Genomic DNA, 24,278 nt, shown 5'->3' with positions numbered 1-24,278 from the left:
TCACCGTAGGTCGGCCGGTTGCCGTGTTGCACCCGACTAGTCGACCGGGGTGAGGTGCAGCAGCTTGCGCGGCCAGGTCGCCGTGTCGAGATCACCCTTGACGGCTCGCTTCTCGAAGTGGAGGTGGCAGCCGTCGGGCGCGCCGTTGTCGGAGGCGAGCGCGATCTTCTCGCCGCGGTGGATCCGGTCGCCGGGGTGGGCGAACACCCGACGGGTGTGGCCGATCAACAGGTCGTAGCCGCGGTGCCGGTTGCGGATCAGCATCGGGTTGTCGCCGTACGCCGGCCCCAGGGATGCGTGCGAGACGACCACGCCGCCGAAGCGTGCGTAGAGCTTCGTCCCACACTTCATCGCCACGTCGATGCCGTGGTGGTAGCCGTGGTCGTCGGAGCAGCGCGGGTCGGGGTCGTAGTACGGCGCGCTCGTGCAGCCGTAGGGGACCATGATCCGGTGGTTGCCGGAGAACCACGGCGAGGTGTAGCGGGTCTTGTCGCTGGTGTAGAAGTGCCACCGTGGGTCGGCCTCGGCCGCGTTGGGCAGGAGCCCGACGAGCAGCAGGGCCAGGACGAGGACGGCGGCTCGCAACATGTGGGCCACGTTAGGCGGGCCGGGCCGCCGACGACGCTGCCGACACGTCGAGCAGGCGGCCGCACTCGGCGAGGAGCCGAGCTCGCAGCGGGGCCCCGCGCTCGGCGAATCCGCGCTGCGCCGCGGCGTACTCCTGCTTGCCCTCGGCGGTCTCGACGCGGATGGGTTCGAAGCCGAGGTCGGCGAGGTCGTACGGCGCGGCGCGCATGTCGAGCTCGCGGATGTCCCGGGCCAGCTCGAAGCAGTCGGCGACCAGGTCCGAGCTGATCATCGGGCTGAGCCGGAAGGCGTGCTTGTAGAGGTCCATCCCGGCGTGCAGGCAGGCCGGCTGCTCGAAGGCGGGACGGTCCGCCGAGGTGGGGGAGAGCGTGTTGAGCGGCCGCGCGGGTCCGGTGAAGAAGCGGTAGGCGTCGAAGTGGGAGCAGGCGATCCGGTGGGACTCGACCACCGCGTCGGTCCCCTCCGGGCCCAGCCGCAGCGGCCAGTCGGCGTGGCGCGTCTCGTCCTCGGCGAGGCGGTAGACCATCGCCCACTCGTGCATGCCGAAGCAGCCGAAGTTGGGCGTGCGGCCGGCCGTCGCCGAGAGCAGCGTGCGCAGGGACTCCAGAAGGGGACGCTGCGAGGCGACGTGCTCCTCGGAGACCGTGACCACGTCGCCGTCGGCGTACCCCTTCAGGCCCGCGTACGCCGAGGCGTCGCCGCCCAGCGCCACGCCGTACCCCGGGTGCCAGCGACGCAGCTGCGCCGGGCGCTGGGAGTAGTAGGTGAACAGGAAGTCGTGGACCGGGTGCTTGACCCGCGATTCCCGACGGGCCAGGTGCGGCCGCACGAACGCGTCCACGCGCTCCGCGTGTGCGGCAGCGCACGCGCGCCACTCGACCTCGTCCAGCACCTCCACGAGCACAAACCCTAGGTCGATAGGCTCGGCGGGTGCGCATCGCGAGATTCACCACCGGAGAAGACCCGCTCTACGGCGTCGTGACGGGCGAGGTCGACGAGCTCGGCCAGCCCGCCCAGGACAGCGTGATCGTCGCGCTCGCCGGCGACCCGCTCTACGTGGGGGTGAAGCTGCTCGACCAGGAGCACCGCCTCGAGGACGTGCGGCTGCTCGCGCCGGTGCTGCCGCGCAGCAAGGTGGTGGGCATCGGCCGCAACTACGCCGCGCACGCCGCCGAGATGGGCAACGACCTGCCGACCGAGCCCTTGATGTTCCTCAAGCCCAACACCAGCGTGGTCGGTCCCGGCGACCCGATCTTCTACCCGCCGCAGACGCAGAACCTCCACTACGAGGGCGAGCTCGCCGTCGTGATCGGGCGGATCTGCCGCGACGTCCCGCCGGAGAAGGCGACCGACGTCATCCACGGCTACACGATCGCCAACGACGTGACCGCGCGGGACCTGCAGAAGTCCGACGTGCAGTTCACCCGCGCCAAGGGCTTCGACTCCTTCTGCCCGCTGGGCCCGTGGATCGAGACCGACCTCGACCCGCAGGCCTTCGCCGACGGCGTGAAGATCCAGACCTTCCTCAACGGCGACGTGGTCCAGGACGGCAGCACCAGCGACCTGATCTTCGACATCCCGACGCTCGTGGCCCATGTCTCGAGCGTGATGACGCTGCTCCCGGGCGACGTCATCCTCACCGGCACCCCCGAGGGTGTCGGACCCATGAACGTCGGCGACGAGATCGAGATCTCGATCGCCGGACTCGGCACTCTCACGAACAAGGTGGCCTTGCGTTGAGCAACAACGTCCGCGTCCGTTTCTGCCCCTCGCCGACCGGGTCGCCGCACGTCGGCCTGGTCCGCACGGCACTCTTCAACTGGGCGTTCGCGCGCCACCACGAGGGCACCATCGTCTTCCGGATGGAGGACACCGACAGGGAGCGCAGCACCCAGGAGTCGTACGACGCGATCCTCGACCTGTGGCGCTGGCTCGGCCTGACGTGGGACGAGGGCATCGAGGTCGGCGGCCCCCACGGGCCCTACCGGCAGAGCGAGCGCGGTGACATCTACCGCGACGTGCTCGCCAGGCTGTCGGCGTCGAAGTTCACCTACGACTGCTTCTGCACCACCGAGGAGGTCGACGCGCGCCGCAAGGCCTCCGGCTCGAAGGTGCAGGGGTACGACGGCTTCTGCCGCGACCTGTCCGCCGAGCAGCGGGCGGCGTTCGAGGCGGAGGGGCGTCGGCCGATCGTGCGCTTCCGGATGCCCGACGGCTCGATCACCTGGACCGACCTGGTCCGCGGCGACATCACGTTCGAGACCGAGCACGTCCCGGACTTCGCCCTCTCGCGCGCGAACGGCGACCCGCTCTACACGCTGGTCAACCCCGTCGACGACGCGCTGATGGGGATCACCCACGTGCTGCGCGGCGAGGACCTCCTCTCCAGCACCCCCCGCCAGCTCGCGCTGTTCGACGCGCTCGTCGAGCTCGAGATCGCCACGGCCGTGCCGGAGTACGGTCACCTGCCCTACGTCATGGGCCAGGGCAACAAGAAGCTCTCGAAGCGCGACCCGGAGGCGCACGCCCTGGCCTACCGCGACCAGGGCTTCCTGCCCGAGGGCCTGCTGAACTACCTCGCCCTGCTCGGCTGGGCGATCGCCGCCGACCGCGACGTCTTCTCCCTCGAGGAGATGGTGGAGAAGTTCGACATCAAGGACGTCAACCCCAACCCCGCGCGCTTCGACCTCAAGAAGGCCGACGCCATCAACGCAGCGCACATGCGGCTGCTCTCGACCCACGAGATCACGCGCCGCTCGCTGTCGTTCCTCAAGCGAGCGGGTGTGGTCTCCGACCCGGTGACCGACTCCGACGCCCAGCTGCTGGAGCTCGCCATGCCGCTGGTGGCAGAGCGGATCAACAAGCTCACCGAGACGGTCGACATGCTCGGCTTCCTCTTCGTCGACGAGGACTCGTTCACCCGCGACGAGGCGGACGTGGCGAAGCTGCTCGACGAGACCGGTCGCCAGGTCGTGCAGGCGTCGTACGACGCGCTCGTCGGCCTGAAGGAGTGGTCGACCGCGGCCATCCAGGACGCCCTGCAGGCCAGGCTCGTCGAGGAGATGGGCCTCAAGCCCCGCCACGCCTTCGGTCCCGTGCGCGTGGCCGTCACCGGACGTCGCGTCTCGCCGCCGCTGTTCGAGTCGCTGGAGCTGCTCGGCCGCGAGCGTGGCCTCGGGCGCCTGCGCAGCGCGCTGGACTGACGTGAGCGATCCGTCGGTCCCCCGGGAGGGGCTGCCCTACCACCTCGTCCAGCGCGCCGGCGCGCCCGGCTGGTGGCGGCCGGTCGTGGGGACGATCGGGCTGGTCGTGATCATGCTGGGCCTGGTGCCGCTCCTGGTCCAGATCCCGTTCGCGGTCGGGTACGCCGCCGCCGGGCGCTCGGTGAGCGCGAGCATGCAACGGCTGGTCGACCTCGAGAACCCGACGCCGCTGGGGCTGGCCTACCTCAACCTGGTGCTGGCGGCGGCGATCCCGGTCACGTGGCTGCTGATGCGGCTCGTGCACGGGCTGCGGCCGCGGTGGCTCGCGTCGGTGTTCCCCGGATCCGGTGGGGGTGGTTCGCCACCTGCCTGGGTCTCGCCGTCGTCTCGCTGTTCGCCACCCTCGTGGTCTCGGCGGCCCTCCCGTCCTCGGCGAGCGACCCCCAGGTGAGCAGCACCGTCAACGACTTCACCAGCACGACCCGTGACTTCCTGCTGGTCGTGGTGCTGCTCACGCCGCTCCAGGCGGCGGGGGAGGAGTACGCCTTCCGCGGCTACCTCACCCAGGCCTTCGGCGGCCTGTTCCGCAGCCGGTGGGCGGCGGTGCTGGGGCCGGCGGTGCTGTTCGCGCTGGCGCACGGGGCGCAGAGCGCGCCCGTCTTCTTCGACCGCTTCGCGTTCGGCATCGTCGCGGGCGTCCTGGTGGTGGTCACCGGGGGGCTCGAGGCCGGCATCGCCATGCACGTGCTGAACAACTGGCTCGCCTTCGGGCTGGCCCTGGCGTTCGGCGACATGGGCTCGACCCTCAACCCCACGGGCGGCAGCTGGTGGAGCCTCCCGACCACGCTCACGCAGTCGCTCGTCTACCTCGGTCTGGCGCTGCTCGTGGCCCGCCGGCGAGGCCTGCAGACCACCTCGAACCCAGCCGTTTTGGTGGCTCCGAGAGGTCTTGTGTAAGGTCTCTTCTCGGCTCAGCACCGGTCTTCCGGAGGGGCCAGACCATTGGGATATGGTGTAATTGGCAGCACGACTGGTTCTGGTCCAGTTAGTCTAGGTTCGAGTCCTAGTATCCCAGCGAAGTCCCGGTCAGCAGGCCGGGATTTGGTGTGAAACAGGCGGTTTCGCTAAGGTTTCACCCGCTGCTCCAAGCAGCAGATGCAAGGCAAGCCCCCGTTGTGTAGCGGCCTAGCACGCCGCCCTCTCAAGGCGGTAGCGCCGGTTCGAATCCGGTCGGGGGTACCAACCCAGAAGGGCCCGATCCGCGAGGATCGGGCCCTTCTGCGTCGGCATCCCCCATCCGCATGCCAGCGCCGACTCGGCGGACGCCGACCCCTCAGCTGCAGAGGCCGTTCGACGCGGCGTCCGCCTTCGAGCCCTTCGGGTTCTTCGCGCTGATCGCGCTCCGGCCGAGCTCGCCCAGCGGCGCGTCGTGGATGACCCGCTGCCACAGCTGAGGCGCCTCGGCCGTGAACTTCAACCGCCCCCAGTTGGGGTCGCCGACCGGGAAGTCCACCGTCGGCGCGGTGACGAACTTGATGTGCTGCAGGTCGGCATGCCGCAGCGAGGATGCCAGCCGCACGAGCGGGCCTGCTCCCGCCAGGTCCGGGCTGGTCTGGATCGAGCCGGCGAGGGCACTGGCGAAACGGAAGAGGCGGTCGGGGCGGGTGAGCGTCCCGGCGGACTTCACCTTGCCGATCATCGAGGCGATGAACGCCTGCTGCCGCTTCATCCGTCCGAGGTCGGAGTTCGCCGTGGAGTGCCGTTCCCGCACGTACTGCAGCGCCTGGTCCGGGTCGAGCGTCTGGACGCCGGCGTCGAAGTGGATGTGCGCGATCGGGTCGTCGACGGGCTCGGGGATGCAGACCTCCACGCCGTGGATGGCGTCGACCATCCCCTTGAACCCGCCGAAGTCGACGGTGAGATAGCTGTCGACGTAGATGCCGGTCACTGCCTCCACCTGCTCGACAGTGCACTCTGGCCCGCCGACGGCGTACGCCACGTTCCAAACGGCGTCGTGGTCGCCCGGGACCGTCTTGCCGTTGACGGTGCAGTCGGGGCGGTCGACGAGCGTGTCGCGCGGGATCGAGATGCCGTACGCCGAGCGCCTGCCGTCCGCGATGTGCAGCAGGATCGTGGTGTCCGAGCCGCCCTCGCCGGTCTCGTGGTCGATGCCGCAGCCCGCGCAGTCGCGGCTGTCGGTGCCCATCAGCAGGATGTTGAGCGACGACGTGGGGAGTGACGGGGCGGCCCGGTGGACGCGGTGGTGGATCGGCTCGCCCGCCTCGATCCTCCCGTCGATGTGCCGGAAGGCGAGGACCACGCCCCCGGCGGTCACGAGCGCGACGACCAGCTCGGCGATGACGATGACGATCAGCACGGAGGACCGGCCTCGACGCGAGGGGTTGGGCATGGCGTCCTTCCGGTCAGGCTGCGACGCAGCGTCACGGAGACTATGACCTCCGGCGAGCCTCTCCGGTTGCCGCGCCGTCCGTGCGCCCGGCTACGCTGGCGGCGATGTCCGATTCCCGCCAGACCGACGGTTCGGGCTGGGTGAGGATGGGCGCATGACCAGCACCGAGCGACTCGACGACGAGGCCTGCTACCGCGCGGTGAAGTCCCGCGACCGGCGCTTCGACGGCGTCTTCTACACGGCCGTGCGCACCACCGGGATCTACTGCCGGCCGTCCTGCCCGGCGCGCACCCCGGCCTCGGCCAACGTCACCTTCTACCCGAGCGCGGCCGCAGCACAGGCCGCCGGCTACCGGGCCTGCAAGCGCTGCCTGCCGGACGCGACCCCGGGCAGTCCCGACTGGGACGTCGCGGCCACGGCCGCGGGCCGGGCGATGCGCCTGATCGCTGACGGTGTCGTCGACCGTGAGGGGGTCGACGGCTTGGCGCGTCGCGTCGGCTACACCTCGCGGCACCTCAGCCGCATCCTCGTCGGCGAGCTCGGCGCCGGCCCGCTGGCGCTCGCGCGCGCCCGGCGTGCCCAGACCGCCCGGGTGCTGATCGAGACGACCGCCCTGACGTACGCCGACATCGCCTTCGCCGCGGGCTTCTCCAGCGTGCGGCAGTTCAACGAGACCGTGCGCGAGGTGTACGCCGCGTCGCCGAGCGAGCTGCGCGGTCGCCGGGGCGGCCGTCCCGCCACCGGGACGGTCACCATGCGGCTCGCGGTCCGCACCCCGTTCGCCGGCCGCGCCCTGCTCGACTTCCTCGCCTACCACCTGGTGCCGGGCGTGGAGGTCGCCGGCGACGGCTGGTACGCCCGGACCCTGGACCTCCCGCACGGGCCCGGCACCGTCCGGCTGGAGGTCGACGACGCCCCTGCGTCGGGGCAGACGGCGTTCGTCACCGCCGACTTCGAGCTGCAGGACCTGCGCGACACCGCTGCGGCGGTCGAGCGGACGCGCCGGCTCGTCGACGCCGACTGCGACCCGCTGGCCGTCGCCGACCACTTCGCCGGCGACCGGGTGATCGGGCCGCTGGCCCGGCGCTACCCTGGGCTGCGGGTCCCCGGCCAGGTCGACGGGGACGAGGTCGCGATCCGGACGGTGATCGGCCAGCAGGTGAGCGTGGTCGGCGCCTGCACGGTGACCGGTCGCCTGGTCGCCGAGCACGGTCGGCCGGTCCGGAGCGCCGTCCCGGGTCTGACCCACCTCTTTCCCGATGCGGCGACGCTCGCCGGGCTGGACCCGGCTGCGCTGCCGATGCCGCGGGCGCGAGGCCGGGCGCTCGTCGGGCTCGCCGCCGCCCTCGCCTCGGGGAGCGTGGCGCTCGACCGTGGGCCTGACCGGGACGACGTACGTCGGGCCCTGCTGGAGCTGCCCGGCATCGGGCCGTGGACGGCCGACTACGTGGCATGCGGGCCCTGGCCCACCCCGACGTCTTCCTGCCCACCGACGTGGGCGTCCGCAACGCGCTCACACGCCTTGGGCACGACCCGGCGGCCGCCGTCGCCGGCCAGGCCGCCTGGCGCCCGTGGCGCTCCTACGCGCTGATGCACCTCTGGAACACCCTGATGCCACCCGTGCCGACCGTCTCCACGGTCGCCGGGGCCGAGACCGAGGAGAACTGACATGTGGACCCTGATGGACAGCCCGGTGGGCGAGCTGCGGATCATCGAGCAGGGCGGCGCGATCACCTCGATCGAGTTCCAGCCGTTCGGCGACGTCGACGGGCGGCCGCGCGTGGAGCGCGACGACGACTGCCCGGTGCTGGTCGAGGCCGTGCGCCAGCTGCGTGCCTACTTCGCGCGGGACCTCAAGGAGTTCGACCTGCCGCTGGCTCCTGCCGGGACGGCCTTCCAGGAGCGGGTGTGGGAGCAGCTGCGCGGCATCGGCTACGGCGAGACCTCGTCGTACGGCCAGATCGCCGGGCGGCTCGGACTGACCGGCCACGGGGCCCGGGCCGTGGGCCTGGCCAACGGCCGCAACCCGATCCCGATCGTGATCCCGTGCCACCGTGTCGTCGGCGCCAACGGCAGCCTCACCGGCTACGCCGGCGGCCTCGAGCGCAAGCAGACCCTCCTCGAGCTCGAGCAGGATGCCTTGTTCTGACTGGACCGCGAAGCCGTCGAGCTCAACGCAACGTCATGCGAATCGATGCCCAGGACCCACGATTCGCATGACGTCCCACCTCACTCAGCGGCGGCCCGGCGCAACGACTCCGAGAGCCGCTCGGCGGCGGCGAGGACGGCGGGGGCGTGCATCCGGCCCGGCTGGCGGGAGAGCCGCTCGAGAGGTCCGGAGACCGAGACTGCGGCGATGATCTTGCCGCTGGGGGAGCGGACCGGGGCGGAGACCGAGGCCACGCCCTGCTCGCGCTCGCCGACCGACTGGGCCCAGCCGCGGCGGCGGATGCCGGAGAGTGCGGCCGCGGAGAAGGCGGCGTTCTGCAGGCCCCGGTGCATCCGCTCGGGGTCCTCCCATGCCAGCAGCACCTGGGCCGCGGACCCGGCGCGCATGGTGAGCTGGGAGCCGACCGGGATCGTGTCGCGCAGGCCGCTGGGGCGCTCGGCGGCGGCCACGCAGACGCGGTGCTCGCCCTGACGGCGCCAGAGCTGGGCGGACTCACCGGTGATGTCGCGCAGTCGGGCCAGGACCGGCCCCGCCGTGGCGAGCAGGCGGTCCTCGCCGGCGGCGGCGGAGAGCTCGGCCAGCCGGGGCCCGAGGACGAAGCGCCCCTGCATGTCGCGGGCGACGAGGCGGTGGTGCTCGAGGGCCACCGCGAGCCGGTGCGCCGTGGGCCGGGCCAGCCCGGTGCCGGCGACGAGACCGGCGAGGGTCGCCGGCCCGGACTCGAGGGCGGTCAGGACGAGGGCGGCCTTGTCGAGGACGCCGACTCCACTGGTGTTGTCCATATGGCAATACTGCCGTCTCAGATCATGGGATGCAAGGCGTAGTGTGTGTGACGTCGTCAGAGAGCCAGAACGTGAGGGAGACAGTCATGGGCAAGACCCTGGCCGAGAAGGTCTGGGACGAGCACGTCGTCCGGGCGCGCGAGGGAGAGCCGGACCTGCTCTACATCGACCTGCACCTCCTCCACGAGGTCACGTCGCCGCAGGCGTTCGACGGACTCCGCCTCGCCGGGCGCACCGTCCGCCGTCCGGACCTGACGCTGGCCACGGAGGACCACAACGTCCCGACGGTGGACTGGGACAAGCCGATCGCCGACCCGGTCTCCCGCACCCAGGTCGAGACGCTGCGGCGCAACGCCGCGGAGTTCGGCGTCCGGCTGCACCCGCTCGGTGACATCGAGCAGGGGATCGTGCACGTCGTCGGCCCACAGCTCGGCCTGACCCAGCCCGGCATGACCATCGTGTGCGGCGACAGCCACACCAGCACGCACGGCGCCTTCGGGGCGATCGCCTTCGGCATCGGCACCTCCGAGGTCGAGCACGTGCTGGCCACCCAGACGCTGCCGCAGGCGAAGCCGAAGACCATGGCCGTCACGGTCAACGGGAGCCTGCCCGCCGGCGTCACGGCCAAGGACCTGGTGCTGACCCTGATCGCCCACACCGGCACCGGCGGTGGCCAGGGCTACATCGTGGAGTACCGCGGCCCGGCCATCGAGGAGCTCTCGATGGAGGGCCGGATGACGGTCTGCAACATGAGCATCGAGTGGGGCGCCAAGGCCGGGCTCATCGCCCCCGACCAGACGACGTTCGACTACATCGAGGGTCGCCCCGAGGCGCCGAAGGGTGAGGACTGGACCGCGGCGGTCGAGCACTGGAAGACCCTCGTCACCGACGACGACGCCGAGTTCGACGAGGAGATCGTGCTCGACGCCTCGACGATGACGCCGTTCGTCACCTGGGGCACCAACCCCGGCCAGGGCGTCCCGCTGGGCGCCGCGGTCCCCGACCCCGCCGGCTTCGAGGACGGCGGCGACCGGGTCGCCGCCGAGAAGGCCCTGCAGTACATGGGTCTCGAGGCCGGCACCCCCATGCGCGAGGTGAAGGTCGACACCGTCTTCGTCGGCTCGTGCACCAACGGCCGCATCGAGGACCTGCGTACCGCCGCCGCGATCATCAAGGGCCGCCACGTCGACAAGGACACCCGCCTGCTGGTCGTGCCCGGCTCGGTGCGGGTCCGGCTCCAGGCCGAGGAGGAGGGCCTCGACGTCGTCTTCAAGGAGGCGGGTGCCGAGTGGCGTGGCGCCGGCTGCTCCATGTGTCTGGGCATGAACCCCGACCAGCTCGCCCCGGGCGAGCGGAGCGCGTCCACGTCGAACCGCAACTTCGAGGGCCGGCAGGGCAAGGGCGGGCGCACGCACCTGGTGTCCGTGCCCGTCGCCGCCGCCACCGCCATCCGCGGCACGCTGTCGTCGCCGGCCGACCTGGACTGAGGGAGAGCGTCATGGAGAAGTTCACCACCCACACCGGCGTCGGCGTCCCGCTGCGTCGCAGCAACGTCGACACCGACCAGATCATCCCCGCGGTCTACCTCAAGCGGGTCACCCGCACCGGCTTCGAGGACGGGCTGTTCGCGGCCTGGCGCAACGACCCGACGTTCGTGCTGAACGACGAGGCGTACGCCGCCGGCTCGGTGCTGGTCGCCGGCCCTGACTTCGGCACGGGCTCCTCGCGCGAGCACGCGGTCTGGGCGTTGCAGAACTACGGCTTCAAGGCCGTGATCTCACCACGCTTCGCCGACATCTTCCGCGGCAACGCCGGCAAGTCCGGCCTGCTCGCGGCACAGGTCGACGAGAAGGTCGTCCAGCGCCTCTGGGACCACCTCGAGGAGCATCCCGGGGCGACCGTCACCCTCGACCTGGAGGCGCGCACGGTTCGTGCCGGTGACGGTCCGGACGCGATCGAGGACTCCTTCGACATCGACGACTACACCCGCTGGCGGTTGCTGGAGGGCCTCGACGACATCGGCATCACGCTCGGCCACGAGGACGCGATCGAGAGCTACGAGGCGGCCCGACCGAGCTGGAAGCCGGCCACCCTCTGAGGCTTTCTGCCTGCGTGTGCGCGGAATCCGCCGATTTCTCCGGTTCCGCCGATTGTGCCCATGAGGTGGACGCACTCGACATCTTGTGACTCGGTCGAAGTGCCCGAATCCCCAAGCAGGACTGGGGATTCGGGCACTTCGCATTTCCCGGCACCGTCGCTTTCGAGCTCTTTCCCCTGATTCCAAGGGGGATTTGCGGCTGTCGTGCCCGAAAAAAGGTGAGCAAATAGTCGGCGTGGTGATTGTGACGAGGGCCACGGAAACCTAGCGTGCGTTGAAGAAAGTCGAGCATGGGCTCGGCCGCACAGTTCATTGGAAGGGAAGCTAGTGAACAAAACTCAGCTCATCGACGCGCTGGCACAGCGTTACGAGGGGAACCGTAAGGCTGCCGCGCACGCGCTCGAGTCCGTCCTGGACACGATCACCCGCGAGGTCGCCAAGGGGGAGAAGGTGGCCATCACCGGCTTCGGCTCCTTCGAGAAGCGCGTGCGTGAGGCGCGCTGGGTCCGCAACCCGCAGACGGGTCAGCGGATCAAGGCGAAGAAGACCGCGGTGCCGAAGTTCAGCCCCGGGGCGGACCTGAAGAACGTCGTCTCCGGCGCCAAGAAGCTGCCCAAGCTCACGCTGGCTGCCTCGGGCACGGCCGCCAAGAAGGCGGCGGCGTCGGGCGCCGCTGCTGCCACGGCCGCCAAGAAGACGGCCACCAAGACCACGGCGGCCGCCAAGAAGTCGGCGCCCGCGAAGAAGACGGCCACCAAGACCACGGCGGCCACGAAGTCCACGGCCGCCAAGAAGTCGGCGCCCGCCAAGAAGACGGCCACCAAGACCACGGCGGCCGCCAAGAAGTCAGCGCCCGCGAAGAAGACGGCCACCAAGACCACGACGGCCGCCAAGAAGTCAGCGCCCGCCAAGAAGACCACCGCCGCCACGAAGTCGACGGCCAAGAAGACCACGACCGCCACGAAGACGGCGGCCAAGAAGGCGCCGGCGAAGAAGGCACCCGCCAAGAAGGCCCCGGCGAAGAAGGTCGCGGCCAAGAAGTCCTGACCGACGCCAGAGCGTGATGGCGGGCCTCCTGCGGGAGGCCCGCCATCACCGCATTTCGGAGCCGGCGACGGCCTCGCGGGTGTGCGGTCCGACTCCCAGCTCCATGGCTTCGCGGAGATCCTCGAGGTCGTCGACGTCACGACGCAGCGAGGCGAGCGGACCTTCGATGGCGACCGCTCCGGTCCCGAGGTGGGCCAGGCAGGACCCGAGCCCGAACCGCGGGTCGAACCGGTCGTGGGTCGCGGCGTACAGGGTGGTGCCGAGCCCTGAGGCGTCGGCGACGAACGAGGCCTGGTGCGTGGACGCCTGCGTGAGCGCGGCGTCGAGGTCAGCGGCGCGGAGGGCCGGCAGGTCCGCACACACGGCCACCGGCGCCAGCTCCGGCCATCTCCGGCGGACCTCGGCCGCGGCCTGGCGCAGGGTGGCGTTCAGGTCACCCGTGACGCCGTCGGGGATGGAGGCGCAGCCCAGGGCGGCGAGGTGGCGCGAGAAGTGCGCGTCGTCGGTCACGGCGAGGACGGCCCCCACCTGCGCCGCGGACAGGCAGGCCGCGACGGTGTCGAGGGCGAACGCCGCAGCGAGGTCGCGGCGCAGGTCGGCGGGCGGCCCGACGAGGCGGGACTTGCCGCGGGCCGGCGGCTTGACCGGGACCATCACGGCGTACTGCGGAGACGTCATCGGAGTCGATCCTCGCAGGGCCGGGTGACGCACGTTCTCCCGGTGTGTCCGACACCGGCCCACGACCCTACGACCGAGTAGCCTGCACCTCGACGCAGACAACGCCACGGCCTGGTGCCGGAGGAACGACAGGGACGCACGTGAAGGTTCGCAAGCTGCAGCAGCGGCGTGGATGGGCGTACGGCATCGCCGTCGCCATCGTCAAGCCGGCGCTGCTCGCGACGACCAGGCACGAGTGGACCGGTGGCGAGAAGATCCCCGAGCACGGCGGCTTCATCCTCGTCCTCAACCACGTCTCCCACGTCGACCCGCTCACCGCCGCGCACATCGTCTACGACCACGGCCGGCTCCCGCGCTACCTCGCGAAGTCGGGACTCTTCAGGAACAGGGCACTCGGCTACTTCCTCACCGCTGCGGGCCAGATCCCGGTGGAGCGGCTGAGCCGCAACGCCATCGGTGCGTACGACGCGGCGGTCGCGGCGGTGCGCAACGGGGAATGTGTCGTGGTCTACCCCGAGGGCACCATCACCCGCGACCCTGGTCAGTGGCCGATGACCGGGAAGTCGGGGGCCGCGCGGATCGCCCTCGCCACCGGTTGTCCCGTGATCCCGGTGGGGCAGTGGGGAGCCCAGCAGCTGCTCGCGCCCTACGCGAAGAAGCCCGACCTGTTCCCGCGCAAGCTGGTCAGGATGAAGGTCGGTGATCCCGTCGACCTCGCCGACCTGCTGGCGCTGCCGCCCTCCCCAGAGGTGACGCAGCAGGCCACCGACCGGATCATGGCCGCGATCACCGCGCTCGTGGAGGACATCCGCGGTGAGCAGGCGCCGACCGAGCGCTTCGACATGCGCAAGGCCGGAGTCCGGGAGACCGGCAACCCCTACAAGGACCCCGACAAGACCCGACACAAGCACCACGAAGGAGCATCCATGAGCCACGAACCGACGAAGCACGGCAAGGTCGCCGTGTTCACCGCCGGGTCGTGGGGGACGGCCTTCTCGATCGTGCTGGCCGACGCCGGCAACGAGGTGGTGCTCTGGGCGCGGCGCGAGGAGCTCGCGCGCGAGATCAACGAGCACCACGAGAACCCGGACTACCAGCCCGGGATCGAGCTGCCGCCGGCCGTCTCCGCGACCCACGACGTCGAGAAGGCGCTCCACGGCGCCGACATGGTGGTGCTGGCCACGCCGTCGCAGTCGCTGCGCGCGGGCCTCACCGAGTGGGCGCCGTACATCGAGCCGGACGCGGTGATCGTCTCGCTGATGAAGGGGGTCGAGCTCGGCACCCTGGAGCGGATGAGCGAGGTCATCGCCCAGGTGACCGGTGCAGGCCCGGAGCGGATCGCCGTGGTCAGCGGGCCCAACCTGTCCCCGGAGATCGCCCGGCGGGAGCCCGCGGCGTCGGTGGTCGCGTGCGCCGACGAGGCGGTCGCGAAGATGATCCAGGACCGCATCCACTCGCCGGCGTTCCGCCCCTACACCAGCACCGACGTGCTGGGCTGCGAGCTCGGCGGCGCCTACAAGAACGTCGTAGGCCTGGCGGTCGGCATGGCCGTCGGCCTCGGCTTCGGCGACAACACCACGGCCTCGGTGATCACCCGCGGGCTGGCCGAGACCGCCCGCCTCGCCACCGCACTCGGCGCGAACCCGCTCACCCTGATGGGCCTGGCCGGGCTGGGCGACCTGGTGGCGACCTGCTCCTCGCCGCTCTCGCGCAACCGGACGTTCGGTGAGAAGCTCGGCCGGGGCATGACGACGGAGGAGATCTACGCGACGACCCGGCAGGTCGCCGAGGGCGCCAAGTCGTGCTCGTCGCTGCTGGCGCTGGCGCGGCAGACGGGCGTCGACGCCCCGATCGCCGAGCACGTGGACGCCGTGGTCGCGGGCCGGATGACCGCCCAGGAGATGATGGACGCCTTCATCGCCCGCGACACCAAGGCCGAGACTGACTAGCGCCCGCAACGTCATGCGGATCGTGGCCCCAGGGCCACGATCCGCATGACGTTAGGGGCATCGACGGCCTCAGGTGAGATCGTCGAGCGCGGTCCGCAGGTCGTCCCACAGGTCGTCGACGTCCTCGATGCCCACCGAGAGCCGCACCAGCCCGTCGGGGATCGTCGCGGGCTCGGACTTCCAGCGCCGCCGGCGCTCGAAGGTCGACTCGACCCCACCGAGCGAGGTGGCGTGGACCCACAGCTTGGTCTTGTGGGTCAGCAGGTCAGCGGCCAGGGCGCCCTGGGCCAGCACGACGGACACGATGCCCCCGAAGCCTGGGTAGCGGACCTCGCCCACGGCCGGGTGCTCGGAGAGCCGGCGCACCAGCTCCTGCGCGTTGGCCTGGGCGCGCTCGACGCGCAGGTGCAGGGTGCGCAGCCCGCGCAGCGCCAGCCACGCCTCGAGCGTGCCGGGGACCGCGCCGAGCAGGTCGTCGCGCCGGCCCTTGAGCACGGCGTACAGGTCCTCGTCGCGGGTGACGACGGCGCCCATGAGGACGTCGCTGTGACCGGCGAGGTACTTCGTCGCCGAGTGGACGACCATGTCGACGTCGAGGTCGAGCGGCGTCTGCAGCAGGGGAGTGGCGAAGGTGTTGTCGACGACGACGTACGCGCCGGCCTCGTGCGCGGCCTTGCGGATGGTCTCGATGTCGGCGATCTCCAGCGCCGGGTTGGTGGGGGACTCCAGCCAGACCAGGGCGGCGTCCTCGCAGGCGGCCACGACCGCGGCGGTGTCGGTGACGTCGACCAGCTCGGTCTGCAGGCGCCCCCGCGCCTCCAGGTCACCCAGCTGGAGCACGGTGCCGTTGTAGGCGTGCCGGGGGGCCACCACCTTGGCGTCGCGGCCGACCAGGTCGAGGACCGTCGCGACGGCGGCCAGGCCCGAGGCGAAGCTCAGGCAGCGGCCACCCTCGAGAGCGCCCAGCGCCTCCTCGAACGCCGTCCACGTGGGGTTGCCGTAGCGGCCGTACTCGAGGTCCCCGCCGGCGACGTACGTCGAGGCCATCACGATCGGTTCGTTGAGCGGCTGGTCGGGGCGGTGCTCGGGGCGACCGGCCTTCACAGCGACCGTCGACGGCTTCCACTTCGGCGTGCTGCCGACCGGCTCGGATGTGGGGGCGGACACGGGCGGGGGGCTGGCGGGCGAGTCCTCGGACATGGACCCGAGCCTAGGTGGATATGGTCGAGCCGATGAACGAGCCCACCCCGAACCGCAAGCCCCGCGTCGCCGTCGTGTTCGGTGGACGCTCCAGCGAGCACGGCATCTCGTGCGTCACGGCCGGCAGCGTGCTGCAGGCGATCGACCGCGACGCCTACGACGTCGTCCCCGTCGGCATCGCGACCGACGGCCGCTGGGTGCTGGAGTCCGGCGACCCCGAGCGGCTGCGCATCGAGTCCGCCGACAAGCTGCCGACGGTCGACTCCGCGGGCGCGTCGGTCGCGCTCTCCCAGCACGTGGGCTCCACCGACCTCGTCGTCACCGAGCCCGCCCAGCCGCCGCGCACCCTGGGCGAGGTCGACGTCGTCTTCCCGCTGCTGCACGGACCGTGGGGCGAGGACGGCACGATCCAGGGGATGTTCGAGATGGCCGGGGTCCGCTACGTCGGCGCCGGGGTCCTCGCCTCGGCGGTGAGCATGGACAAGGCCTACATGAAGATCGTCCTGCAGGCCGCCGGGCTGCCGGTGATGCCCTCGGTGACGGTCACCGCCCGGGAGTGGGCGAACGACGCCGTCGGCTGCCGCGAGCGCGCGGCCACGGTGGGGTACCCGCTGTTCGTCAAGCCGGCCCGGGGCGGCTCCAGCTTCGGGATCTCCAAGGTCCACGACCCCTCCGAGCTCGACGACGCCGTCGCGGAGGCCCTGCGCCACGACCCGAAGGTGCTCGTCGAGGTCTCGGCCGAAGGAGCGCGCGAGGTCGAGTGCGGCGTGCTCCAGGCGCTCGACGGCACTCCCGAGACGAGCGTCCCGGCCGAGCTGCGCGTGGGAGGCGACCACGAGTTCTACGACTTCGAGGCGAAGTACCTCCCCGGTGAGCAGACCGAGGTGGACATCCCGGCGAACATCCCCGACGACGTGACCGCGCAGCTGCGCGGGCTGGCCGCCCGGGCGTTCGAGGCCGTCGGCTGCGAGGGACTGGCGCGCGTCGACTTCTTCGTCTTCCCCGACGGCTCGCTGGTCGTCAACGAGATCAACACGATGCCCGGCTTCACCCCGACGTCGATGTATCCGCAGATGTGGGCCGCGGGCGGGCTCGACTACCCGGCGCTCGTCGACCGGCTGATCCGCCTCGCCCTGCAGCGCGACACCGGCCTGCGCTGACCTCCTACTTGCAGGGCTTGACCAGCTTCAGGTCGCGGTCGACGACCGCACCGATGGCGGCTGCGGTGTTCGGGAACCCGTCCGGGCGGTACTCCCCGGGCAGGAACACGCGCACCCGCGGCCGGTAGCCCACCGCCGTCATCGTGACGTCCCGCGACTGGTCGTTGGACAGCAGCACGTCGTCGGGCACGTACCAGCCCACGCCGGCGGTCTGGATGCACGTCGAGGTGTCGGAGAAGCTCGACGGCTGGGGCACGCCACAGGTCAGGACGATCGCGGGATCGCCCCAGGCGGCGCCCAGGCCGGTGTCCCCGGAGACCTCCCGCACGGGCTGGCCGGCCATGGTCCTGGGGAGGTCGGCGACGAGCTTGCGGCAGGCAGCCTGGTCGGCGGCCGACATCGGGGATGCGTCGATCTCGACCGCACCCGAGCCGCAGGAGGTGAGCAGCAGGCATGCCGACGCGACGACGCCCCGTGTCCACCGGGACACGGGGCGTCGTCGACGGTCAGACGTGCCGGCCACTCAGATGTGCACGACCGGGCAGGTCAGGGTGCGCGTGATCCCGTCGAGGTTCTGCACCTTCGAGACCACCAGCTTGCCGAGCTCGTCGACGTTGCGGGCCTCGGCGCGCACGATCACGTCGTACGGCCCGGTGACGTCCTCGGCGAGGGTGACGCCCTTGACCTGGGCAATGGCGGAGGCAACCTCGGCAGCCTTGCCGACATCGGTCTGGATCAAGATGTACGCCTGGACGACCATCGTGCGCTCCTCGTTTGTCTCGGTGCTCGTGTGACGGTCAACCTACCGTGCCGGCCACACGTGCCGATAGGTGCGCCCATGTCCGGGATCCCGGGCCCGATCTGGTGGGATGGGCGCATGGCTTTTCCCCCCGACGCCACGCTCGCCGACGCCGGCGAGTTCGGCCTCATCAGCGCCCTCACCGCCGTCTTCGAACAGGGTGAGCAGGTGCTGATCGGCCCCGGGGACGACGCGGCGGTGCTGCGCGTGAAGACCGGCCACGTCGTCGTCTCGACGGACCTGATGGTCGAGGGCCGGCACTTCCGGCGCGAGTGGGCCTCGGCGGAGGACGTCGGTCACCGGGCCGCCGCCCAGAACCTCTCCGACGTCAACGCGATGGGTGGCCGGGCGACGTCCCTGACGATCGGGCTGGCGGCCCCCGCCGACCTGCCGGTCCAGTGGGCGCTCGACTTCGCCCGCGGGTTCGCCGAGGAGTGCGCCCTGGTGGGCGCCAGCGTCGTCGGGGGAGACGTCACACGGTCCGACCAGCTCATGATCGCCGTGACGGTGCTGGGTGCCTGCACCCACGCTCCGGTCGTCCGCTCCGGTGCCGAGCCGGGCGACGTCGTCGCGATCTGCGGTCGCCAGGGCTGGGCCGCCGGCGGCCTCGCCGTCCTCGGGCGCGGCTTCCGGTCGCCTCGGGTGCTCGTCGAGGCCTACCGCCGTCCCGAGCCGCCGTACGACGCCGGCCGGATCGCCGCCGAGGCGGGCGCCACCGCGATGATCGACATCTCCGACGGGCTGCTCGCCGACGCGGGACATGTCGCCACGGGGTCCGGGGTCACGATCGACGTTCACCGCTCCGCCTTCGAGGTGCCCGACCCGCTCCAGGCCGTGGGCGCGGCGCTGGGTGCCGACCCGCTGCAGTTCATCCTGAGCGGCGGTGACGACCACGCCCTGCTCGCCACCTTCCCGGAGGGCGCCGTCCCCGAGGGGTGGTCGGTCATCGGCTCGGTCTCCGCGGCCGGGCCCGACGGACCCGGCGTCACCGTCGACGGCGCGGCCTACGAGGGCCCGACGGGCTGGGTGCACTTCTAGCCGGGGACAGGCACGCCGAGTCGGCGTTGCTTGACCCCGCCCGCTTCGCTCCTCCGGTCAAGCAACGCCGACTCGGCGCCTGCTGACGCACGCAGAAGGCCCCCGAAAGCTGCAGCGCAGTTTTCGGGGGCCTTCGTGCTTACGTCAGCGAGTGACCTTGCCGGCCTTGAGGCAGCCGGTGCACACGTTGAGGCGCTTGGGGGTGCCGTTGACGGTCGCCCGCACGCGCTGGATGTTGGGGTTGAAGCGACGCTTCGTAATCTTGCGCGACCACGGCCGGTTGTGACCGAAGCCCGGCTTCTTGGCGCAGATGTCACAGACGGCAGCCACCGTGAACTCCTGAAGATCGAGGTTGCAGAACTAAGAGCCCGACCGAGCGGGCAACCGCATCAGAGTATCCGATGCCCCCGCCCGGGTGCGAATCGTGGCAAGCGCGGTGCGAACACCACGTCGCGACGGGGTCCGGCCCGAGAGCGGCACGGGGGTGGCACCGCGGGCGGTCTGGGTCGCACCATGCTCGCACGCCCTATCCTGTGGCTTTCACCCGGCGTGCACGAGACGCGCCGACGGGAGACGGGACACGAGGCACGGCGATGGAAGTTCCACACCGGGGCACGATCGAGCTCGCCGTGGTGCTGCGCTTCGTCGACATCGCCACCGAGTCGCTGGCCGGGGCGCGCGAGGAGATCGACGCCCTCAACGTCTACCCGGTCCCCGACGGCGACACGGGCACCAACATGTTCCTGACCGTCTCGGCGGCCCGGGACGCGCTGCGCGAGGCAACCGGGGGAGACCCCGACGCCGACCGGGGTACGGCGCTGGCCGCCTGCAGCCGCGGCGCGCTGCTCGGAGCCCGCGGCAACTCGGGGGTGATCCTGAGCGAGATGCTCGGCGCCATCTGCCACCGGATCGCGGCCTCCGGGCCCGGCGACCGGAACGCCGTGGTCATGGCCGAGGCCCTGCGCCAGGCCGCCGACGCCAGCTATGCGGCGGTCGGCACCCCGGTCGAGGGCACCATGCTGACCGTCGCGCGGGCCGCGGCCGTCGCCGCCGAGGAACGAGCCACCGATATCTCGGCCCGGGCCCGCGACGTCTTCACCGCCGCCGCCGCGGCGGCTCGCGAGGCTCTCGCCCACACGCCCGAGCAGCTGCCCGCCCTGCGCGACGCCGGTGTCGTCGACGCCGGCGGTCGCGGGGTGAGCGTCATCCTCGACGCGGCGGAGACGGTGCTGACCGGACGGCGACCCACGCCGGTGACGGCGCCGTTCGGCGCACACGCGATCCCGGTCCCGCATGCCGTGCAGGCGCGGGAGGGCGACCTCACCGCGGACGGCCCCGCCTACGAGGTGATGTACCTCCTCGACGCCGACGACGACCACATCCCGGGCCTGAAGAAGTCGCTGGGCGGCCTCGGCGACTCCCTGGTCGTCGTGGGCGGCGAGGGCCTGTGGAACGTCCACGTGCACGTCGACGACGTCGGCGCGGCCATCGAGGCCGGCATCGACGCGGGTCGCCCGCACCGGGTCCGGGTCACCCACTTCGCCGAGCAGGTGGACCGGGCCCGCGAGAAGGCCCGGCAGCGCGAGGGCGAGCGGGCGGGTCGCCGGATCGTCACCGTGGCCGCCGGCCCCGGCCTCGCACGGCTCTTCGCCGAGGCCGGTGCCGTCGTGGTCGAGGGCGGTCCGGGCCGGCGGCCCTCCACCGGTCAGCTGCTGGAGGCCATCACCGCCTGCGGCGCCGTCGAGGTGGTCGTGCTGCCGAACGACCCCGACTCGGTCCGCGTCGCGGAGATCGCGGCGCGCACCGCCGAGGGCGACCACGGCCTCCGCGTGGCCGTGATCCCCACCCAGGCCCAGGTCCAGGGGCTCGCCGCGCTGGCCGTCCACGAGCCCGGCCGCACCTTCGACCAGGACGTCCTCGAGATGACCGCCACCGCCCGCCACGCCCGCCACGGCGCGGTCACGGTCGCGGCCCGCCAGGCGATCACGATGGCCGGCCCCTGCGAGCCGGGCGACGTCCTCGGCGTGGTCGCCGGCGACTTCGCCCTCGTCGGGGAGGACCTGTACGCCGTCGCGACCGGCGTGCTGGACCGCCTGCTCGGTGGCGGCGGCGAGCTCGTCACGATCGTCGCCGGGTCGGTGGACCACGGCCCCCACGCCGCGGCGTACGCCGGGGCCGACCCCGCCGAGCTGGCCGCGCGCAGCGCCGCCTGGGTGGAGGAGCGCCACCCCGCTGTCGATGTCGTCGTGTACGACGGGGGCCAGGAGCGCTACCAGCTCCTGATGTCGGTCGAGTGACCCGGAGCCGCGCATGATCACCCTCGAGTCGCCCATCGAGTCCGTCCTGGGCGCCAGCACCAAGGGGAAGAAGGCCAAGCGGATCGTCGAGGGGCTCGGCCTGCGCACCGTCGGCGACCTGCTGCACCACTTCCCGCGCCGCTACCTCAAGACCGGCGAGCTGACCCGGGTCGAGGAGCTGGAGGAGGGCCAGCTGCTCACGCTGGTCGGTGAGGTCGTGGGGAGCAGGACCCACACCTACAAGGACCGGCGCACCGGCAAGCCGGCGTACCGCCTCGACGTGACGCTGCGCACCGACGGCCCGTCACTGCGGATGTCGTTCTTCGCCAAGTCCAAGCACATCAGCGAGTGGCAGGCCGACCGCCTGCGCGTGGGGCGCCGCGGGATCTTCCTCGGCAAGGCCGGCACCTTCCGCAGCGAGTGGCAGCTCACCAACCCGCAGATGGTGCTCTTCGGGTCCGGCGACGAGGACGCCGCCCAGATGTCCCTCGACGCGATGGGTGACTACTACCCGATCTACCCGTTGACCCATGGTGTGGACTCCTGGGACCTGCAGCGCGCCGTGACCTTCGCTCTCACCGTTCTCGACGACGTGCCCGAGCTGCTGCCCGACGAGGTCCGCGCCGAGCACAAGGTCCTCGACATCCGCACGGCCTACGACTGGATCCACGCCCCCGCGGACCAGGGCGAGGTCGCCCGAGCTCGGCGCCGGTTCCGCTTCGAGGAGGCGCTGGTCACCCAGCTGGTGCTCGGCCGTCGCCGCCGCGAGCTGATGGCGCTGGGTGCGCAGGCGCGGACCGGGGACCAGGGCCGGCTGCTGGAGCGGTTCGACGAGCGGCTGCCCTTCGAGCTCACCGAGGGCCAGCGCTCCGTCGGGGCCGAGCTCGAGCACGAGCTCGCCCAGCCGCACCCCATGCACCGGCTGCTGCAGGGTGAGGTCGGCTCCGGCAAGACCCTCGTCGCCCTGCGGGCGATGCTGCGCACGGTCGACTCCGGCGGCCAGGCCGCCCTGCTCGCCCCCACGGAGGTGCTGGCCCAGCAGCACCACCGCTCGATCACGGCGATGCTGGGAGACCTGGCGGCAGGCGGCATGCTCGGCGGCGATCCCGACGCCACCACGGTCGAGCTGCTGACCGGCTCGATGACCAAGGCTCAGCGCACCGCCCCGCTCTCCCGGATCGCCAGTGGCGAGGCCGGCATCGTGGTCGGCACCCACGCCCTTCTCGAGGAGACGGTGATGTTCGCCGACCTCGGGCTCGTGGTCGTCGACGAGCAGCACCGCTTCGGCGTCGAGCAGCGGGCCGCGCTCACCGACAAGGCCGGCACCCCGCCCCACGTGCTGGTGATGACCGCGACGCCGATCCCGCGCACCGTGGCGATGACGGTCTTCGGCGACCTCGAGACCTCGACGCTGACCGAGCTGCCGGCCGGGCGGGCGCCCATCCAGACCAACCTGGTGCCGCTCGCCGAGCACCCGCAGTGGATCGGCCGGGTCTGGGAGCGGGTGCGCGAGGAGGTCGAGAAGGGTCACCAGGCGTACGTTGTGTGCCCACGCATCGTGCGCGACGAGATGGAGCAGGGCGAGCACGACCAGCTCGACCTCGACGAGGACGGCAACCTGGTCGTGGACCGCACCGGCACCGGCCTGAGCGCCGTGGTCGACGTCGCCGCCGACCTCTCCGAGGGCCCGCTGGCGGGCCTGCGCGTGGCCTGCCTGCACGGCAGGATGCCCCCCGACGAGAAGGACCGCACCATGCGGGCCTTCGCGGCCGGCGACATCGACGTGCTCGTCGCCACCACGGTCATCGAGGTGGGTGTCGACGTCGCCAACGCGACGGCGATGGTCCTGCTCGACGCCGAGCGGTTCGGGGTCTCCCAGCTCCACCAGCTGCGCGGCCGGGTGGGCCGCGGCGGGCATCCCGGCCTGTGCCTGCTGGTGTCCCGGTGCGATGCCGACACCCCCGCCCGGGCCCGGCTGGAGGCGGTCGCCGCCACGACCGACGGGTTCGAGCTGAGCCGGGTCGACCTCGAGCAGCGCCGCGAGGGCGACGTGCTCGGCAAGTCCCAGTCCGGCTTCCGGTCCAGCCTGCAGAACCTCCGGGTGCTGCGCGACGAGGCCACGATCCTCGACGCGCGGGCCGCCGCCAAGGAGCTCCTCGACGCCGACTTCGAGCTGCGTCAGGTGCCCGGCCTCGCCGCTGCGGTGGAGCAGCTCGAGCGGTCGGTCCAGTCCGAGTTCATGGACAAGTCATGAGCGCCCCTGTCCGGGATCTCCCATGACGCGCATCATCGGGGGAGCGGCGGGGGGCCGACGCATCGCGACCCCCCGGGGAGCGAGCACGCGTCCGACCAGCGACCGGGTCCGCGAGGCGCTCTTCTCGGCGGTCGAGTCGTGGTGCGGGTCGTTGCGCGGGCTGCGCTTCCTGGACCTGTACGCCGGGTCGGGCGCGGTCGGGCTGGAGGCCTGGTCCCGCGGTGCCGGGGTGGTGACCCTGGTGGAGCAGGACCGTCGCACCGCCGCCCTGATCTCGGCCAACGCCCGCGCCCTCGGGTTCGCCCGGGCCAACGTCTTGGCCGCCTCAGTGGCCGGCACCCTGCGCCGGTCGCCGGCCGCGCCGTACGACGTGGTGTTCCTCGACCCGCCCTACCCGTTGGCGGACTCCGCCGTGGCCGACGACCTGGCCGCGCTGGCCCGCCAGGCCTGGCTGGTGCCGGGGGCGCTGGTCGTGGTGGAGCGGTCGACGCGCAGCCCTGAGCCGGTGTGGCCCGACGGCTTCTCCGCGACCCGGGAGAAGCGCTACGGCGAGACGGTGCTTTGGTACGGTCACGCCGCGTCCACGCCAGCCCCCGAGGAGTAAC

The 24,278-nt window shown here is 71.8% G+C and carries 24 protein-coding genes and 2 tRNA genes; 17 read left to right on the top strand and 9 right to left on the bottom strand.

From position 1 onward, the window contains the following. Positions 1–36: 36 nt before the first annotated feature. Together H0S67_RS15935 and H0S67_RS15930 are read right to left on the bottom strand one after the other, a co-directional pair. Positions 37–588 carry a M23 family metallopeptidase gene (locus H0S67_RS15935; RefSeq protein ID WP_180933835.1) on the bottom strand — a complete coding sequence of 184 codons (552 nt, stop codon included), beginning with the start codon at positions 586–588 and terminating at the stop codon, positions 37–39. 10 nt (positions 589–598) lie between these two features. Next, complete coding sequence (locus tag H0S67_RS15930; RefSeq protein ID WP_180933834.1) at positions 599–1,486, bottom strand: 3-methyladenine DNA glycosylase; 888 nt, start codon at positions 1,484–1,486, stop codon at positions 599–601. Positions 1,487–1,518: 32 nt separating this feature from the next. Between H0S67_RS15930 and H0S67_RS15925 the strand changes: the two genes are divergently transcribed. The 6 genes from H0S67_RS15925 (at position 1,519) to H0S67_RS15905 (ending at position 5,033) form a co-directional block, all read left to right on the top strand. Beyond that, a complete protein-coding gene (locus tag H0S67_RS15925) occupies positions 1,519–2,328 on the top strand; it encodes a fumarylacetoacetate hydrolase family protein (protein ID WP_180933833.1) in 810 nt (269 codons plus the stop codon). Continuing rightward, complete coding sequence (gltX, locus tag H0S67_RS15920; protein WP_180933832.1) at positions 2,325–3,791, top strand: glutamate--tRNA ligase; 1,467 nt, start codon at positions 2,325–2,327, stop codon at positions 3,789–3,791. Before H0S67_RS15925 ends, gltX begins: the two co-directional genes overlap by 4 nt. Position 3,792: 1 nt before the next feature. Continuing rightward, complete coding sequence (locus tag H0S67_RS25565; RefSeq protein ID WP_246354795.1) at positions 3,793–4,242, top strand: hypothetical protein; 450 nt, start codon at positions 3,793–3,795, stop codon at positions 4,240–4,242. Further along, positions 4,239–4,748, top strand: a complete 510-nt coding sequence (locus H0S67_RS25560) for a CPBP family intramembrane glutamic endopeptidase (RefSeq protein ID WP_246354794.1) — start codon at positions 4,239–4,241, stop codon at positions 4,746–4,748. The genes H0S67_RS25565 and H0S67_RS25560 overlap by 4 nt, the downstream gene beginning before the upstream one ends. A 46-nt stretch (positions 4,749–4,794) precedes the next feature. After that, positions 4,795–4,866, top strand: a tRNA-Gln gene (locus H0S67_RS15910). Between the two features lie 91 nt (positions 4,867–4,957). Next, positions 4,958–5,033: transfer RNA gene (locus H0S67_RS15905), tRNA-Glu, on the top strand. 91 nt (positions 5,034–5,124) lie between these two features. Here H0S67_RS15905 and H0S67_RS15900 read toward each other — a convergent pair. After that, positions 5,125–6,201: an LCP family protein gene (locus H0S67_RS15900; protein ID WP_180933831.1), complete on the bottom strand. Its 1,077-nt coding sequence runs from the start codon at positions 6,199–6,201 to the stop codon at positions 5,125–5,127. A gap of 154 nt (positions 6,202–6,355) precedes the next feature. Between H0S67_RS15900 and H0S67_RS15895 the strand changes: the two genes are divergently transcribed. After that, positions 6,356–7,792: an AlkA N-terminal domain-containing protein gene (locus tag H0S67_RS15895; RefSeq protein ID WP_246354793.1), complete on the top strand. Its 1,437-nt coding sequence runs from the start codon at positions 6,356–6,358 to the stop codon at positions 7,790–7,792. A gap of 78 nt (positions 7,793–7,870) precedes the next feature. Beyond that, entirely contained in the window at positions 7,871–8,350 is a 480-nt protein-coding gene (locus H0S67_RS15890; protein ID WP_180933830.1) for a methylated-DNA--[protein]-cysteine S-methyltransferase, read from the top strand. Between the two features lie 80 nt (positions 8,351–8,430). On the opposite strand, the gene H0S67_RS15885 is transcribed toward H0S67_RS15890, so the two are convergent. Further along, the gene (locus H0S67_RS15885) at positions 8,431–9,153 is read right to left on the bottom strand and encodes an IclR family transcriptional regulator (protein ID WP_180933829.1); all 723 of its coding nucleotides are present in this window, start codon (positions 9,151–9,153) and stop codon (positions 8,431–8,433) included. Between the two features lie 86 nt (positions 9,154–9,239). Between H0S67_RS15885 and leuC the strand changes: the two genes are divergently transcribed. The 3 genes from leuC to H0S67_RS15870 all read left to right on the top strand — a co-directional run bounded on the left by leuC (position 9,240) and on the right by H0S67_RS15870 (position 12,298). Next, entirely contained in the window at positions 9,240–10,640 is a 1,401-nt protein-coding gene (leuC, locus tag H0S67_RS15880; protein ID WP_180933828.1) for a 3-isopropylmalate dehydratase large subunit, read from the top strand. Between the two features lie 11 nt (positions 10,641–10,651). Next, positions 10,652–11,251 carry a 3-isopropylmalate dehydratase small subunit gene (leuD, locus tag H0S67_RS15875; protein WP_180933827.1) on the top strand — a complete coding sequence of 200 codons (600 nt, stop codon included), beginning with the start codon at positions 10,652–10,654 and terminating at the stop codon, positions 11,249–11,251. 327 nt (positions 11,252–11,578) lie between these two features. Further along, on the top strand, positions 11,579–12,298 hold the full coding sequence (locus H0S67_RS15870; RefSeq protein ID WP_180933826.1) for an HU family DNA-binding protein: 720 nt from the start codon (positions 11,579–11,581) through the stop codon (positions 12,296–12,298). A gap of 45 nt (positions 12,299–12,343) precedes the next feature. Here the strand turns inward: H0S67_RS15870 and cofC are convergent, their stop codons facing one another. Further along, positions 12,344–12,976, bottom strand: a complete 633-nt coding sequence (gene cofC / locus H0S67_RS15865; protein ID WP_180933825.1) for a 2-phospho-L-lactate guanylyltransferase — start codon at positions 12,974–12,976, stop codon at positions 12,344–12,346. 140 nt (positions 12,977–13,116) lie between these two features. On the opposite strand from cofC, the gene H0S67_RS27490 reads away from it, so the two are divergent. Continuing rightward, positions 13,117–14,925 carry an NAD(P)H-dependent glycerol-3-phosphate dehydrogenase gene (locus tag H0S67_RS27490; protein WP_343050135.1) on the top strand — a complete coding sequence of 603 codons (1,809 nt, stop codon included), beginning with the start codon at positions 13,117–13,119 and terminating at the stop codon, positions 14,923–14,925. Between the two features lie 69 nt (positions 14,926–14,994). Here the strand turns inward: H0S67_RS27490 and H0S67_RS15850 are convergent, their stop codons facing one another. Beyond that, positions 14,995–16,092, bottom strand: a complete 1,098-nt coding sequence (locus H0S67_RS15850; protein ID WP_246354792.1) for a trans-sulfuration enzyme family protein — start codon at positions 16,090–16,092, stop codon at positions 14,995–14,997. A gap of 65 nt (positions 16,093–16,157) precedes the next feature. On the opposite strand from H0S67_RS15850, the gene H0S67_RS15845 reads away from it, so the two are divergent. After that, positions 16,158–17,285: a D-alanine--D-alanine ligase family protein gene (locus H0S67_RS15845; RefSeq protein WP_180933823.1), complete on the top strand. Its 1,128-nt coding sequence runs from the start codon at positions 16,158–16,160 to the stop codon at positions 17,283–17,285. A gap of 4 nt (positions 17,286–17,289) precedes the next feature. Here H0S67_RS15845 and H0S67_RS15840 read toward each other — a convergent pair whose 3' ends face one another. Together H0S67_RS15840 and H0S67_RS15835 are read right to left on the bottom strand one after the other, a co-directional pair. After that, positions 17,290–17,775: a DUF3515 domain-containing protein gene (locus H0S67_RS15840; protein WP_180933822.1), complete on the bottom strand. Its 486-nt coding sequence runs from the start codon at positions 17,773–17,775 to the stop codon at positions 17,290–17,292. Positions 17,776–17,808: 33 nt separating this feature from the next. Next, a complete protein-coding gene (locus H0S67_RS15835) occupies positions 17,809–18,045 on the bottom strand; it encodes an Lrp/AsnC family transcriptional regulator (protein WP_056149245.1) in 237 nt (78 codons plus the stop codon). 117 nt (positions 18,046–18,162) lie between these two features. Between H0S67_RS15835 and H0S67_RS15830 the strand changes: the two genes are divergently transcribed. Continuing rightward, complete coding sequence (locus tag H0S67_RS15830; protein ID WP_180933821.1) at positions 18,163–19,122, top strand: thiamine-phosphate kinase; 960 nt, start codon at positions 18,163–18,165, stop codon at positions 19,120–19,122. A gap of 144 nt (positions 19,123–19,266) precedes the next feature. On the opposite strand, the gene rpmB is transcribed toward H0S67_RS15830, so the two are convergent. Next, complete coding sequence (gene rpmB, locus H0S67_RS15825; RefSeq protein WP_180933820.1) at positions 19,267–19,452, bottom strand: 50S ribosomal protein L28; 186 nt, start codon at positions 19,450–19,452, stop codon at positions 19,267–19,269. Between the two features lie 263 nt (positions 19,453–19,715). Between rpmB and H0S67_RS15820 the strand changes: the two genes are divergently transcribed. The 3 genes from H0S67_RS15820 to rsmD are packed head-to-tail and all read left to right on the top strand — an operon-like array spanning position 19,716 to position 24,277. After that, positions 19,716–21,419, top strand: a complete 1,704-nt coding sequence (locus H0S67_RS15820) for a DAK2 domain-containing protein (RefSeq protein ID WP_180933819.1) — start codon at positions 19,716–19,718, stop codon at positions 21,417–21,419. Positions 21,420–21,432: 13 nt separating this feature from the next. Further along, the gene (locus tag H0S67_RS15815; RefSeq protein WP_180933818.1) at positions 21,433–23,673 is read left to right on the top strand and encodes an ATP-dependent DNA helicase RecG; all 2,241 of its coding nucleotides are present in this window, start codon (positions 21,433–21,435) and stop codon (positions 23,671–23,673) included. Positions 23,674–23,695: 22 nt separating this feature from the next. Beyond that, positions 23,696–24,277, top strand: coding sequence for a 16S rRNA (guanine(966)-N(2))-methyltransferase RsmD (gene rsmD, locus H0S67_RS15810; protein ID WP_180933817.1), 582 nt, complete (start codon positions 23,696–23,698; stop codon positions 24,275–24,277). Position 24,278 lies beyond the last annotated feature (1 nt).

This window comes from Nocardioides ungokensis (assembly GCF_013466985.1).
Lineage (GTDB): Bacteria > Actinomycetota > Actinomycetes > Propionibacteriales > Nocardioidaceae > Nocardioides > Nocardioides ungokensis.
This window is presented reverse-complemented; position numbering and strand designations above follow the sequence as displayed.